Source organism: Candidatus Eisenbacteria bacterium (assembly GCA_013140805.1).
GTDB lineage: Bacteria > Eisenbacteria > RBG-16-71-46 > RBG-16-71-46 > RBG-16-71-46 > JABFRW01.
In genome coordinates, this window is the sequence record JABFRW010000055.1 from 82,104 (window position 1) to 96,333 (window position 14,230).

Here is a 14,230-nt window from a genome sequence, read left to right on the forward strand (position 1 = left end):
TCGGTCGATGGCCGCGAGCGGGCGGCCGGGTGCCCGGCGCCACGCCGGGCGCCAGGCCGTCACGCTAACGGACGCGGCGCGGGACGAGAGTGTTATCCGCCGACGCCAATCGCGCCTGGAGACGCAACACTTCACCCACCGACCAGGCCTGGAAAGGGCAGCCACGGGGCCGATGAGGGGTCTCGGCGTCGGCGATCTCGGACACGTGCCCGAGCCCCGCCGCGTCGAGATGCTGGAGCAGCGGCACCAGAAAGCGCTCGCGCGCCTGGGCGCGGGCCTGGTCGGTGTCGGGATGGAGTCGCAGCCACGCATCGACGAACGCGCCCGTGAGCCACGGCCACACGGTGCCTTGATGATAGGCCGCGTCCCGCTCCAGCACTCCGCCTTCGTAGCGTGGCGCGTAGCCGGGCTCACCGGGCGCCAGCGAGCGCGGGCCGAGCGGGGTCCACAACCGCTCCTCACACGCGTGCAACAGTCGCTGCGCGCGATCGCCGTCGATCAAGGCGTACGGCAGCCCGCCGATCGCAAACAGTTGATTGGGGCGAAACGTCCAGTCCACGCGCCCCGCCTGGTGATCGACGTCGACCACATCGGCCAGATGACCGCGCGACTCGCTCCAGAACTGCTCGCGAAAGCTCGCGAGTCCGTGTTCGAACCGCTCGGACCAGCGCTTCGAGTGCTCGCCCGCAAGACGCAGCGCGTTCAGCCACAGTGCCTGGATCTCGACCGGCTTGCCGATTCGCGGGGTGACGACCCAGTCGCCGACCTTCGCATCCATCCACGTGAGTTGAACGCCGGAAATACCTGCGGCGATGAGGCCGTCGTCGTCGAGTCGGATGCCGAAGCGCGTGCCACGGGCGTAGCCGTCGAGGATCGCCGTGGCGGCGCCAAGCAGCCTCTCGCGCTGCGCACGGGGAACGCGACGACTCGATGCCCGCATCGCGAGCAGCCACTCGTGTGCCGCCACCACGTACCACAGCGAAGCATCGACCGAGTTGAACTCCGGCGCCTCGGCGCCTTCGACGAAGCGATTCGGCAGCATGCCTTCCGAGACCTCGCCCGCCCACTCGTCGAGGATCCGCCCCGCATCGTCGAGACGTCCGCCTGCCAGGCACAGCCCGCGCAGCGCGATGAACGTGTCGCGTCCCCAGTCGGTGAACCACGGGTAGCCGGCGATCACCGTGCGCCCGGCGCCGCGTTGCACGAGATAGGCATCGGCCGCGCGATGCAGCCGGGTCGCGAATCCGCGCCGTCGCCGTCGCTCCGACGCGCGCAGTCGCGCGACGAGCGCCTCGGCGGTGGCGGCGGTCGTCGCCGGGGCTTCGGGCTGCGCATCGGGCTGCACATCGAGCTGCGCTTCGAGCACCATCACGGCCGCTCCGCCCGCGAGGTCGAAGCTGAACTCGCCGGGAGATGCGAGATCTTCGACGTGATCGAGCCCGCGCGCACGCTCCTCGAGATAGACGAAGGTCCGGTACCACTCGGGCGCGTGCCGGTAGGTGCCGTTCGTGAGCGCGAGGATCTCGGGCAGACTCTCGTACGGGCGCCAGCGCACCACACCCACGGCGGGCTCGGCCTCGAATCGAAACGCCGCCGACTCGTGATGGAGCGCGTGCATGTCGCGGCCGGACATCAGCGGGCGCACACGCAATCGGATCGCCGCGGTGCCGCGCGGGCGCCCGCCGCTCGCGGTCTCGAGCGTCCAGCGCAGCGCGACGCGACGCTCGCCGCGCGGCACCAGCAGCTCGGCCACCACGATCCGATCGTCCCCGACCGAATAGCGCCACGTCGGCCACGGCTCGGCATCGAAGTGCTGCAGTCGAGCTTCGCCATCGGGGTGCACCACCTCGGGCGCGTAGGTGTTCGTGCACAGCGCGATCGCGCCGTGATCGGTGTCGGCCCATACCTCGAGCCCGTTGACGAGCGTCACGCGTCCCGTCGGTGGAGTGGTCGCGACCTGGAGGATCGCGTGGTAGCGCCGCGTGCGAAGCCCCGCCGCCGTACCCATCGCGAAGCCGCCGAGTCCGTCGGCTTCGAGCCACTCCAGCGAACGCCTATCCACGGCCTGCCGGTGTGAACGGACGCTCGGAACTTGCGTCGCGTCGCGAGCGCGCCACCATCTCGAGACACGGGATCGCGAGCGCGGTCCAGCCGGTCTGATGGCTCGCACCCACCCCGCGTCCCGAGTCGCCATGGAAGTACTCGTAGAACAGCACCAGGTCACGCCACGCCGGATCCTCGGCATAGCGAGCGTCGCCGGCGTGCACAGGGCGATGGCCACCGACGCCCGGCAGGAAGATGCTGCCGAGCCGACGCGCGAGTTCGACCGCCACCTGACCGAGATTCATCCACTGCCCCGAGCCGGTCGGGCACTCGACCTTGAAGTCGTCGCCGTAGAAGTGGTGGTAGCGCTCGAGCGCTTCGACGATCAGAAAGTTGACCGGGAACCAGATCGGTCCGCGCCAGTTCGAATTTCCGCCGAACAGCCCGGTGTTCGATTCTCCGGGCACGTAGTCCACGCGGAACTCCTTGCCCTCCGCCCAGAAGCAGTAGGGACTCTCGGCGTGCACGCGCGACACCGAACGCAGACCGTAGGGCGAGAGGAACTCCTTTTCGTCGAGCATGTACTTGAGCACGCTTTGCAGACGCTCGCGTGATGGGATCGCGAGCAGGCGATGCCCGTGCCCGGTTTTCGCTCCTCGTCCGCCCTCGAGGTACGAGATGTGGCGCGAGAGATCCTGACGGTTCTCGACGAACCAGTGCATCCGCTTGCGGAATCCCGGCAGCAGGTCGAGATGGTGCTGTTCGAGATTCTCGACCGCGATCAGCGGTAGCAATCCCACCATCGAGCGCACGCGCAGCGGCGTCTTCTGGCCGTCGTGGTGCAGCCAGTCGTAGTAGAAGCCGTCCTGCTCATCCCACAGGCCGGTGCCGCCGAGCGTGTTGATCGCGTCGGTGATCGCGATGAAGTGTTCGAAGAACTTGGATGCGACGTCTTCGTAAGCGGGGTCTTCGCTCGCCAGCTCGAGTGCCATCGACAACATGGTCGAGCAGTAGAACGCCATCCACGCGGTGCCGTCGGCTTGTTCCAGGTGCCCGCCGGTCGGCAGCGGCTGGCTGCGATCGAAGATGCCGATGTTGTCGAGGCCCAGGAAGCCGCCGCCGAACAGATGGTGGCCCTCGAGGTCCTTGCGATTCACCCACCAGGTGAAGTTGAGCAACAGCTTCTGGAAAGCGCGCTCGAGGAACAGCCGATCGCGCTGTCCACGTGCCCCCGTCATCTTGTAAACGCGCCACACCGCCCACGCGTGCACGGGTGGATTGACGTCGCCGAACGCGAACTCGTAGGCCGGCACCTGCCCGTTCGGGTGCATGTACCACTCGCGCAGGAACAGGATGAGCTGCTGCTTCGCGAAGTTCGGATCGACGCGCGCGATCGGCAGGGTGTGAAACGCCAGATCCCAGGCGGCGAACCACGGGTACTCCCACGCGTCCGGCATCGAGATCACGTCGCGGTTGTAGAGGTGTTTCCAATCGGAGTTGCGGCCGGTGCCGCGCCCCGGCGGTGGCGGCGGTTGCGAAGGATCGCCTTCGAGCCAGTGTTGGACGACGTAGTGATAGAACTGCTTCGACCACATGAGTCCGGCGTAGCCCTGTCGCGCGACGGTGCGTTCGTCATCGGTGAGTGCGGCGGGCAGGTGGAGCGCGTAGTAGGCGTCGTTCTCGGCGATGCGGCGTTCGAACACCGCGTCGAACTCGGGGCCGAACAGTGCCGGGCCGGCCTCGTTCTCGGCCACCAGGCGCAGACGCAGGGTAACGCGCTGCTGCGCCGGGATCTCGAGCCGGTAACAGGCGGCCGCCTTGGTGCCGACGTGACTCGGGTTCACGGCCGCGGACTCACCGCGAATCACGAACTCGTGAAAGGCGTCCTTGACCCACGGAGTCGAATTCTCGCCGCCGAACAGGCGCGCCGCGTTGGTGCGGTTGTCGGTGAACAGCAGCTGCGGCGCGAGCCCGAACGGACCCGGCGCCGCCTCGAGCCGCATGGCGCCGAGCGTCGCGTGCTCGGCGCGCATCGTCGTGGACCCGGTCGCACGGATCTCGGGCTTCGGCCAGTAGCCCTCGCCGGTGCGGCCCCAGTCCCAGGTGTTCCGAAACCACAGCGTCGGCAGCACGTGGATCGCGGCCGCCTCGGGACCGTGGTTCTCGATCGTCACGCGCACCAGCACGTCGTCGGGCGAGGCCTTCGCGTATTCGGCGGTGACGTCGAAGTAGCGGTCGTCATCGAACACGCCGGTGTCGGTGAGCTCGAACTCGGGGTCGTCCTTGCCGCGCGCGCGGTTCTCGTCGACCAGCTTCGCGTAGGGGAACTCGGCGTGCGGATACTTGTAGAGCGCCTTCATGTACGAATGCGTTGGCGAGGAGTCGAGGTAGAAGTAGCACTCCTTCACGTCTTCGCCGTGATTGCCCTCGGGTCCGCCGAGCCCGAACAGCCGCTCCTTGAGGATCGGATCGCGCCCGTTCCAGAGCGCCAGCGCGAAGCACAGCCGCCCCTCGCGATCGCTGATTCCGAGCAGCCCGTCTTCGCCCCAGCGATACGCCCGGCTGCGCGCATGATCGTGCGGCAGGTAGTCCCAGCAGGTGCCGTCCGCGGAGTAGTCCTCGCGAACCGTGCCCCACTGGCGCTCGGAGAGGTAGGGGCCCCAGCGCTTCCAGTTGCGGGTGCGCGTCTCGTCTTCCTGCAGGCGCAGCCCTTCGGCCTCGAGATCCGGGCGACCGGACATGTCAGTGCACCTCCGCGAGCGTCGGAGCCGGTGCGCCTCGCGCTCCCGCTCGAACCATGAGGACCTCTGCGTATTCCATAGGATCGGTCGGGGCCACCCCTCCGTGATGCCTCCGCTCACCCGCTGCGGGTGGAAAGGGAGCAGGGTTTGGTGCGCGACGCAATGTGGCGCCGTCCGACGGGGCCGGCCCGGCCGGGCAACCCGCGACTGCGAAATGCGTAGAATGCGCGGCCGTTTCACTTCCCGGAGGTCCCGTGATCGCGTCGCTCCCCCCGATTCGACCGAGCCGAAGAGTGCTCAGACACCTGCCGTTGCTGCTTGCGGGGCTGCTGGCCGCCGGCACGGCGGTCCCGAACGCCGCCCTCGCCGCCGACCCGCCGCCCGCGGTGCTGCGGCTGCACGGTATCCGCGGTGAGATTCGCTTTCTAGCGCCTCGTGTGGCGAAGGGGCCGCTCATCGACGGCTCCCTCGATGACGCCGAATGGCAGCAGGCTGCGGTGCTCGACTCGTTCACCCATGGCCGCCCGGTCGAAGGGGTTCCCGATTCGCTCGGAACTGAGTGCTTCGTGCTCTACGACGAGAAGCACCTCTACGTGGGGTTTCGGGTGGGTGACAATCCGCGCCTGGTCGAGGCGCCGATCGTGCCGCGTGACCAGATCTGGCAGGGCGACTGGGTCGGCGTGAGCATCGACGGCTACAACGATCATCAGCGCTCGATGTTCCTGTGCTCGAACCCGGCCGGCATTCAGATGGACGGCGTCGACGTGGAAGGTGGCGGCGACTCCGACCTCGCACCCGACTTCCTCTACACCTCGCGCGGACGCATCACCGCGAACGGGTTCGAGGTCGAGATGGCGATCCCATTCACGACGCTCCGCTTCGCGAGCCGCGACAGCGTGACCTTCGGCTTCAATGCGATCCGCGACATCCAGCGCAACGGGGGGCATCTCTACTGGTCGCCGGTCCAGCGCGACAAGGGGCCCTACCACTCGCAGATGGGGACACTCGCCGGACTCGCGGACGTGCATCCGGGGCGCAACCTGCAGATCAACCCAACGGTGACGGGATCGAGCAGCGGACGGCGCGAGGACGGCACGCTCGAATACGATTCCGAGAGTCGGTTCGGCATCGGCGCCAAGTACGGTCTCACCACCAACCTGACTGCGGATCTGGCGATCACGCCGGACTTCAGTCAGGTCGAGTCCGACGCGGGCGTGGTCGACATCAACCGCCGCTTCGCGATCTTCTTCGAGGAACGCCGGCCGTTCTTCCTGGAGGGCCGCGACATCTTCAGCACCGAACTCGATCTGGTCTACACCCGCCGCATCGCCGATCCGCTCTACGGCCTGCGGCTCACCGGCAAGCAGGGGCACACCGGAGTCGGGCTCATTCACGCCATGGACCAGAGCGCCGGTGAGTCGATCGAGTCACTGCCGGACGCCCGGAACCCCTATCACGACGAAAGCGCACGCTTCGACATCGTGCGCTTCAAGCAGGACGTGCTGAAGAACTCGTTCCTCGGCGTGATGCTCGCCGATCGCCAGCAGCGAGACGCCTACAACCGCGTCGGCTTCTTCGACGGCCGCATCAACATGCTCGAGCGTTACCACCTGTCGTTCGAGGGAGCGTTCAGCGACGCGCGGGACCAGGATCTGCGCGGCGCGATCGCGACGCTGTCCCCCGCCGAGGACTCGACGCTCGATGCGTCACTGCGCGAGTTCCGAGGACAACGCCGAAGCGGCGGAGCCGGCGTGGCGATCCTGACCCGCAATACCCGGCGGCTCGATGTGACCGCCGGCCTCGGCACGATGTCGCGCGACTTCCGCGCCGACATGGGCTCGCTCGAGCGCACCGGCTTCGTCATCTACGTGCTCGAGGCGAGCGAGCACTACTGGTCCAAGAACAAGTCGTGGTGGACCAACTTCGACACCTGGACCGAGTACGAACGCCACGACGACGAAGGCGGCGCACCCTACTTCGGACGCATGGTCGACGAGGAGATCCGCAAGGGCGGCGAGCTGCGCTTCGCACGCAATACGTGGCTCGGGTCCGGATACAACCGCACCTTCACGTTCCACGACGGCACCGAGTTCCGCGGCCAGAACCGCTGGAACTTCTGGGGTGGTTCCGAGCGGTATCGACTGCTGCGCGGAGGCTTCGACGGCTCGATCGGCGAGACCGTGATCTTCGGCGAAGTGGCGAAGGGCCACGATCGCGTGTTCTCGATGTGGAGCGACTGGCGTTTCAGCGATCAGTTCGACGCGAGCCTCAACCTCGAGACCGCGGTGGTGGAACGCGATGACGACACGCGCTACGCCGACATCGTGCTTCCGCGGCTGCGCCTCGGCTACCAGATCACGAAGGAACTGGCGCTGCGCTGGATCACCGAGCTGCGTTCCGAGCGCATCTATGACAGGGCCGGCCAGATCTCGGAGCGGCCGAAGAGCGTGACGCTCGATGTGCTCGGCACCTACTACGTGCGGCCGGGTACGGTCGTCTACCTGGGCTACGGCTCACTGCGCCGCGGCGACGCGTGGGACGCGATGGTGGTCACGAACAACAACATCTTCGTGAAGCTGAGCTATCTGTGGCAGATGTAGAAATTCATGTCACAAGTCCTCCGGACGCAGACCTGTGTGCTTTGAGATTCGGGCGAGCATCCATGGCCCGATCTCGTCGCGATCGTGGAAAGCGAAAACGAAATCAGGCCAGCCCGCTCTTTGAAGCGTGCGATGCGAGCCCGACTGTCGCTTCGTCGTCCAGCCGATTCTTTCGAGTGCGGCAAAGACCTGACGTGCTCGCGCGCTCGGCCAGACGGTCATGCGGCTCGGAAGGCGATATCCGCGAGTTCCGGAGCGGTTTCTCCCTGTTCTAGCCGCTCTGCCATCGCTCTCAGCGCCACGGCCTTCGCGCGCGCGATCGCGTCTTCGCGGGTGGCTCCGTAGACCATGGCGCCCGGAAGCTCCAGAACCTCGGCGATCCAGCGTCCATCCTCTTCTAGCTCGACTTCAATTCGGAAGATCATGACGGCGAGATTATCGCTCGTGTCGGGAGGGAGTGCCAGCGCTCAGTCCGACCACGGCGCAGCGGCCGAGCAAACCGACGACCGCCCTGATGAGGGGAACGGCTCGAGTCCCTAGAACCTGATTCCCAGGTCCTTCAGCAGCTCCGGCTCGATCTCGCTCGGGCAGCCGTCCATCAAGCTTGCGGCACTCGCAGTCTTGGGGAACGCGATGGTGTCGCGGATGTTGTCGCGACCGGCCATGAGCATGATGATTCGGTCGAGCCCCAGGCCGATGCCGCCGTGCGGCGGCGAGGCGTACTGGTAGGCCTCGAGCAGGAAGCCGAACTTCTCGTGCGCCTGCTCGTGCGTGAGACCGATCACCCTCATCACACGCTCCTGAATGTCGGGGCGGTGAATGCGGATCGAGCCCGAGCCCAGCTCGTTGCCGTTGAGCACCAGATCGTAGAGCTGCGCATAGACCTTGCCGGGATCACTCTCGAGATACTGCAGGTGCTCGGGGTTCGGCATCGTGAACATGTGATGGCGCGGCGCCCAGCTCTTCGACTGCGGATCCCACTCGAAGAGCGGGAACTGCCGGACCCACAGGAACTCCCAGCGACCCGGCTTCACGGGCTCGAGCCCGCAGAACTTCTCGCCCTTCAGGATCGGCTGCGCAATCGTCGAACGAAGCACGCCGAGTGCTTTGCAGGTCTGCTCCCACGGTCCGTTCGTAAACACCACCGCATCGCCGGTCCTGGCGCCGACGTGCGCGTAGAACTGGTCCAGCAGCTCGCCCGGAAAGATCACGAGCTGCTTGTCGCGGTCGGCGTCCTGGACCTTGAAGAACGTGAGGCCGCCGGCACCGGCGCTCTTCACGACGTCTTCGTACTTTCGCAGCTGAGTACCCGAGATCTCGGCGCCGCCCGGAATCACCATGGCCACCGCGATCCCGCCCGGCGCCCTTGCGCCGTTCGCGATCACGTTGCGCGGCGACTGGGCGCTCAGCGCCGTCACGTCGATGAACTCGAGTCCGAAGCGCAGGTCGGGCTTGTCGGATCCGAAGCGCTTCATGGATTCATCGAACGTCAGTCGCTGAAACGGCTTCGCGACCTCGACGCCGAGGCACTCCTTCCAGAGTGTCGTGAACAGTCCCTCGACCGCGGCGAACACGTCGTCTTCCACCACGAAACTCATCTCGAGATCGATCTGCGTGTGCTCGGGCTGGCGATCGGCACGCAGATCCTCGTCGCGCATGCAGCGCGCGATCTGGAAATACCGATCCATGCCCGCGATCATCAGAGTCTGCTTGTAGAGCTGCGGCGACTGCGGAAGCGCGTAGAACTTGCCGACGTGCACGCGGCTCGGCACCACGTAGTCGCGGGCACCTTCGGGCGTCTGCTTCACGAGCATCGGCGTCTCGATCTCCAGGAAACTCTGCCCCGACAGATAGGCGCGTGCCGACTGCATGGCGCGATGTCGCAGCTCCATGACCTGCGAAAGTTCCGGGCGCCGCAGGTCGAGGTAGCGATAGCGCAGCCGCAGATCTTCGTTCGCGAGGTGCTGCTCCTCGTTCACGTTGAACGGCAGCGTCGCCGCGGCGGCGAGCAGCTTGAGTTCGCGCACGTCGAGCTCGACCTCGCCGGTCGGCAGCTCGGTGTTCACGGACTCGCCGGGGCGCGCGGTGACGTTGCCGCGCACCGCGATCACCCATTCGTTGCCGAGCTGGCCGGCGCCGGTCATCAGCGCGGCGCCGCCGGTCTCGGGGTGGAACACGATCTGGGTGAGGCCGTAGCGATCGCGCAGGTCCACGAACAGCACGCCGCCGTGATCGCGCACGCGATGCACCCACCCCATCAGCGTCGCACCCGCGCCAACGTCGGAACGCCGCAGCGCGCCACAGGTGTGCGAGCGCTTCCAGTCGCCGATGCCCTCGAACGTGATCTCCGCCGCCTGCGTCATCCCTGAGCCCCATGGTTCGTCGCGCCGAGACGGGCGCGAAGCGTGTCCTCGATTCGATCCTTCATGACGAATTCCTGCTCGCCGCCGCGCAGATCGCGCACCACCACCCCGCCCTTCGCCCATTCTTCCTCGCCGACCAGCACCAGCAGTCGGGCTCCACTCTTATCGGCCGCTTTCATCTGGGCCGAGAGGCCCCGCGCTTCGGGGTCGAGTTCGACTGCGTAGGACCTGCGCAGCGTGCGTGCGAGCACCGCGGCCGGGTCGCGCGTGGTGTCCATCGCCGCGACGTACACCTGAACGGCGCCGCCGGTGGGTCCGAGTCCGCGCTCTTCCATCACGAGCAGCGAACGGTCGAGCCCGATCGAGAACCCCACGCCCGGCGTCGCCGGACCTCCCAACTCCTGAATGAGTCCGTCGTAACGCCCGCCTCCGCCCAGCGCACTCTGCGCGCCGAGCGATCGGTCGTGCACTTCGAACGCGGTGCGCGTGTAGTAGTCGAGCCCGCGCACCAGGCCGTGGTCGACCTCGTAGGCGATGCCGAGTGTCTCGAGGCCGTGACGCACCGCATCGAAGTGCGCGCGACTCTCGGGGTCGAGCACGTCGATCAGGTGCGGCATCGGCGGCGGCCACGCGGAGGGACGCGCGACGCCGGATGGCTCGGGCCACCCGTCACCTCGAAGCAGCGCGATCTCATCCGGCACCTTGGTGTCGAGCACGCGCAGCGGATTGGTCTCGAGGCGGCGTTGAGAGTCGGCGCCGAGCCGATCGCGCACCGGTGCCAACCACTCGCGCAGTGCGTCACCGTAGGCGCGCCGCGACTCGGGAGTGCCGACACTGTTGACCGCGACCGTGAGGCCCGTGATTCCCCACGCGTCGAAGATGTCGACGAACAGCGCGATCATCTCGACGTCGGCGCCCGGCGCCGGTGTGCCGATCACCTCCGCACCGATCTGCCAGAACTGCCGATAGCGACCCTTCTGCGGGCGCCCGTAGCGAAACATCGGCCCCGCGTACCACAGCCGGTGCACGCGCCCCTTCGAGGCGAGGCCGTGCTCGAGATAGGCACGGCACACGCCCGCGGTGTTCTCGGGACGCAGCGCCAGATCGCGGTCGCCGAGATCCTTGAAGCGGTACATCTCCTTCTGCACCACGTCGCTCGAATCGCCCGAGGTGCGCGCGAACAGTTCGTAGTCTTCGAATAGCGGCGTGCGGATCTCGCGATAGCCGTAGCGTTCCATCACGCCGCGCGAGCGGGCTTCGGCCCACTGCCAGCGCTCGATGTCGCCGGGCAGCAGGTCGCGAGTACCGCGAGGAGCCTGATGGCGGGGAGCCATGGGTTCAGACCTTTCGGAACAGCAGGTAGACGATCTGCGCGAACGTGATTCCGAGCGCATCCGCGAACCAGTCGAGGATGGTGCTCTCGCGCCCGGGCACGAAGGACTGCCAGAACTCGTCGCCGGCGCCGACGGCGAAGCCGATCAGCAGCGCCACCATGCCGCCCGTGAGTGCCGCCCGGAATGGCGAATGTGCGCGAAGTGCGCGCACCAGCAGCAGGCCGAGCACGCCGTACTCGAACAAGTGCGCGACCTTGTCCGCGTTCGGAAACCGGAACGGTGGTTCGAGCCCGGGCCGCGAGCTCACGATGAAGATCAGCGCGACGTAGGCGAGGACGGGCAACCAGTAGAGCGCGAATCGCGTGCCGCCCCGAACCATCGCGCCTCCTCCTGAGAGCCCTTCGAGAGTGAATGAGCGAGGGACTTTATCACGCGCTCCACCCGGAACTGGAAGTGCGAGGCACCCGCGAATGCGCCGCGTTTCACGCGTGCTCGGCCTTGACGCGTCACAGGGCGTTGCTTAGAGTGCGCGCCTCCTTCTCGAAACGATCTGCCTTGCAGCACCCGGCTGCGCCCGTAGCTCAATTGGCAGAGCAACTGACTCTTAATCAGTGGGTTATAGGTTCGATTCCTATCGGGCGCACCATCTTCGCCTGACGCGGCTGGTTTGATCTCGCGTCGGGCGTTTTTGTTTCAGGGCCGCGCGGGAAACCCACCGAGCGCGAACGACCAGCCGAGCAGCGCCACGCCGACGCCCGAGGCGACCAGCGCGACGCGTGCCGCGCGCGGCGATGGGGCGAGCGGCACGCGCGCACTGCTCGACCCGAACGCGATGCGCAATCGCATCACGACGCCCGAGAGCGCCAACACCCACGCGATCGCGAGCGCCAGCGCCGCCAAGCTGTGGCCGCTGCGCACCAGCAGGCGCGCGACGTCGAGCCACACCCAGGAGCCCGGTAGTCCGGGCATGCCCGCGAGCGACAACAACGAGAGGCTTCCGATCGTGGCCTCGATCGGATGACGGCGGAACAGCGGCGCGCCGGCCGCCGAGGGGTCCGAGTGCGCGGGCAGGAAGCGTGTCAGCGTGTTGGCACCGCTCAAGGCCAGCATCAGATGCGCGGACCAGGCGGCGAGCCAGCCCGGCTGAGGGTCGCGTCCCACGATCATCGCGAGCGCGAGTGCTCCGTGAAGTCCTGCGAGCGTGCCCGCGAAGCGCTCGGGACGGCGCTGCACCAGCAACGTGACCGCGCCCGCGCCCAGCGACATCACCACGAATTGATGCAGCAGCCCGTTCGCGAGGCGCGCGCCGTCCGGAAACGCCGCGATGCCGACCAGTCGCGACTCGATCCAGAGCACGCCGCACACCTGCAACGCCGCGACCGCGAGCGGCGCGAGCCATGGGCGCGCACCCTGGAAGAGATCCGCGACCCAGAAGTGAAACGGAAATCCGCCGATCAGCACCAGCCCGGCGAGCAACGTGAGCGGAAGGGCCGTGCTCCACAAGTAGCGGGGCTCGAGGCCGAGCGCCAGCACCGCCCACTGCTCGCGCACCATCGACGTTCCGGTCGCGAGCGTGAGCAACTCGCGACCCGCGAACGAGAGCGCCCATGCGCCGCCCAACACCCACAGCAGCTTGACGCCGCACTCGGTGTGCAGGAGTTCGTCGGGGTCGCGCGCGAGCGCCGCCACCACCACCGCGAGCGTCAGGGGTCCGAGTGTCGCGGCTCCGCCGAGCTTGAGCGCCGCGATCGCCGCCAGCGCCGCGAGAGCTCCGAGGCGTCCGATGCCGATCCCCTCGCGACGCTCCATCGCGAACAGCACCACACCGGTAACGACCGACAGCAGCGCGCACCACAACGCGAGCGACTCGGGCGCCAGCGACAGCCACTTGCTGTGCGCGAGCGTCGAGAGCGTGGCGCCCAGCGGCGCCCAGAGTTCCGCGATCACTGCAGCATCGCCACGAGCAGAGAGAAGATGCTGAGGCCGACCAGCAGCAACAGGTATTCCTGCGCGTCTCCGGTGTGCAGATCGCGCAGTGGCGCCATCAGCGTTCGCGCGATCGCGCCGATCACACTCACCGCCCAGCGCTCGAGTCGCGTGACGAACACGAACACCCCGTGGGCCAGTGCCCGCGCGCGCGGTCCGCTCGACTCGACCATCGCGCGAGCGGTCGACTCGTTCTTGCCGCGCAGCTGCCAGGCCGCGAGCCCGCCGGCCAGCGGCGGCAGCAACACGAGGAGCGGTTGCGGAAACGGCGCCTGGAATCCCTCCCACCAGGCGAGCAACAGCCCGCCGACCGCGAGCGCGATCGAGAGCAGTGCCGCGATGCCGGTGAGTGGCAGCAGCGGTTCGTGTCGAGTCACGGTGCGCCGCTCCGGCGCTTCGATCAGGCGACGCACGGCGATCCACGCACGCAGCGAGACGACCGGAACCAGCACCCATCCGATCGGCGTCGCACGCCCACCGAACAGGCATGCGAGCAGCACCGGCGCGGCCAGCGCCGCCGAAGCGCTCCAGCCGGCGAGTCGCCACAACTTCTGAAGATGCTCGCGGCGGCGAGGCGCGGCTCCTCGCAGCTCGCCCGCCAGCAGCGCCGCGCACGCGCCGTAGCTCGCGAGCCACAGCACCAGCGCCACACTCGGCGTGACCGCGTGAAGCCCGACCAGAAACACGGCGAGTGCGGTGTCCGCGACCGCCAGCCACCGCAGCGTGGCGACCCAGCGCCGGCGGCTGAACGCGCGCAGCATCGCGAGCACACACGTGAGCGCGAGCAGCGCGAGCGCTGCGTCGCGCACCGGAGCCGCCGCCATCCACGAATCGGCATGACGCCACAGCACCGCAAAGCCCGCCGCCGGCAGCAACAGCGGCAGCCACGGGCCGAGTGCGCGCAACGGACCGGGGTGCTCCGAATACGGGCGTTCGAGCGGCAGCGCCGCCACCAGCTCGAGCCCCGCCCACAACACCGCGATCGCCTCGACGGCACTCAGCAGTGCGATCGCCCGCGCCGCGGGTGCGGCCTCGCCGACCACGATGCCGGCCATCGCCGCATGACAGCCGGCTGCGAGCCACAGCGCAGCGGCCGGCCGTCGCATCCACGACCAGCGCGCGAGCTGCCCGCGCGCATCGGAGGCGCGGCGCGCCCACAGCCA

General features: G+C 67.9%; 10 protein-coding genes and 1 tRNA gene. 2 read left to right on the forward strand and 9 right to left on the reverse strand.

The features are described 5' to 3' along the window. Positions 1-64: 64 nt before the first annotated feature. Together HOP12_05415 and HOP12_05420 are read right to left on the reverse strand one after the other, a co-directional pair. Positions 65-2,062, reverse strand: coding sequence for a glycogen debranching protein (locus HOP12_05415; GenBank protein ID NOT33595.1), 1,998 nt, complete (start codon positions 2,060-2,062; stop codon positions 65-67). Beyond that, the gene (locus tag HOP12_05420) at positions 2,055-4,784 is read right to left on the reverse strand and encodes a glucosidase (GenBank protein NOT33596.1); all 2,730 of its coding nucleotides are present in this window, start codon (positions 4,782-4,784) and stop codon (positions 2,055-2,057) included. Before HOP12_05420 ends, HOP12_05415 begins: the two co-directional genes overlap by 8 nt. A 293-nt stretch (positions 4,785-5,077) precedes the next feature. Between HOP12_05420 and HOP12_05425 the strand changes: the two genes are divergently transcribed. Next, a complete protein-coding gene (locus tag HOP12_05425) occupies positions 5,078-7,384 on the forward strand; it encodes a carbohydrate binding family 9 domain-containing protein (GenBank protein NOT33597.1) in 2,307 nt (768 codons plus the stop codon). A gap of 9 nt (positions 7,385-7,393) precedes the next feature. Here the strand turns inward: HOP12_05425 and HOP12_05430 are convergent, their stop codons facing one another. The 5 genes from HOP12_05430 to vanZ all read right to left on the reverse strand — a co-directional run bounded on the left by HOP12_05430 (position 7,394) and on the right by vanZ (position 11,460). Then, positions 7,394-7,606 carry a type II toxin-antitoxin system HicA family toxin gene (locus tag HOP12_05430; GenBank protein ID NOT33598.1) on the reverse strand — a complete coding sequence of 71 codons (213 nt, stop codon included), beginning with the start codon at positions 7,604-7,606 and terminating at the stop codon, positions 7,394-7,396. Further along, positions 7,603-7,809: a type II toxin-antitoxin system HicB family antitoxin gene (locus tag HOP12_05435; protein ID NOT33599.1), complete on the reverse strand. Its 207-nt coding sequence runs from the start codon at positions 7,807-7,809 to the stop codon at positions 7,603-7,605. Before HOP12_05435 ends, HOP12_05430 begins: the two co-directional genes overlap by 4 nt. A 111-nt stretch (positions 7,810-7,920) precedes the next feature. After that, on the reverse strand, positions 7,921-9,747 hold the full coding sequence (gene aspS / locus HOP12_05440) for an aspartate--tRNA ligase (protein ID NOT33600.1): 1,827 nt from the start codon (positions 9,745-9,747) through the stop codon (positions 7,921-7,923). Further along, entirely contained in the window at positions 9,744-11,081 is a 1,338-nt protein-coding gene (locus tag HOP12_05445) for a histidine--tRNA ligase (protein NOT33601.1), read from the reverse strand. Before HOP12_05445 ends, aspS begins: the two co-directional genes overlap by 4 nt. Positions 11,082-11,085: 4 nt before the next feature. Then, a complete protein-coding gene (gene vanZ / locus HOP12_05450; protein NOT33602.1) occupies positions 11,086-11,460 on the reverse strand; it encodes a VanZ family protein in 375 nt (124 codons plus the stop codon). A gap of 191 nt (positions 11,461-11,651) precedes the next feature. Here vanZ and HOP12_05455 point away from each other — a divergent pair. Next, positions 11,652-11,727, forward strand: a tRNA-Lys gene (locus HOP12_05455). Positions 11,728-11,774: 47 nt separating this feature from the next. On the opposite strand, the gene HOP12_05460 is transcribed toward HOP12_05455, so the two are convergent. Together HOP12_05460 and HOP12_05465 are read right to left on the reverse strand one after the other, a co-directional pair. Beyond that, positions 11,775-13,028: a hypothetical protein gene (locus tag HOP12_05460; GenBank protein NOT33603.1), complete on the reverse strand. Its 1,254-nt coding sequence runs from the start codon at positions 13,026-13,028 to the stop codon at positions 11,775-11,777. Then, on the reverse strand, positions 13,025-14,230 hold a 1,206-nt coding region (locus HOP12_05465), incomplete at its 5' end, for a hypothetical protein (protein NOT33604.1). The genes HOP12_05465 and HOP12_05460, both read right to left, overlap by 4 nt.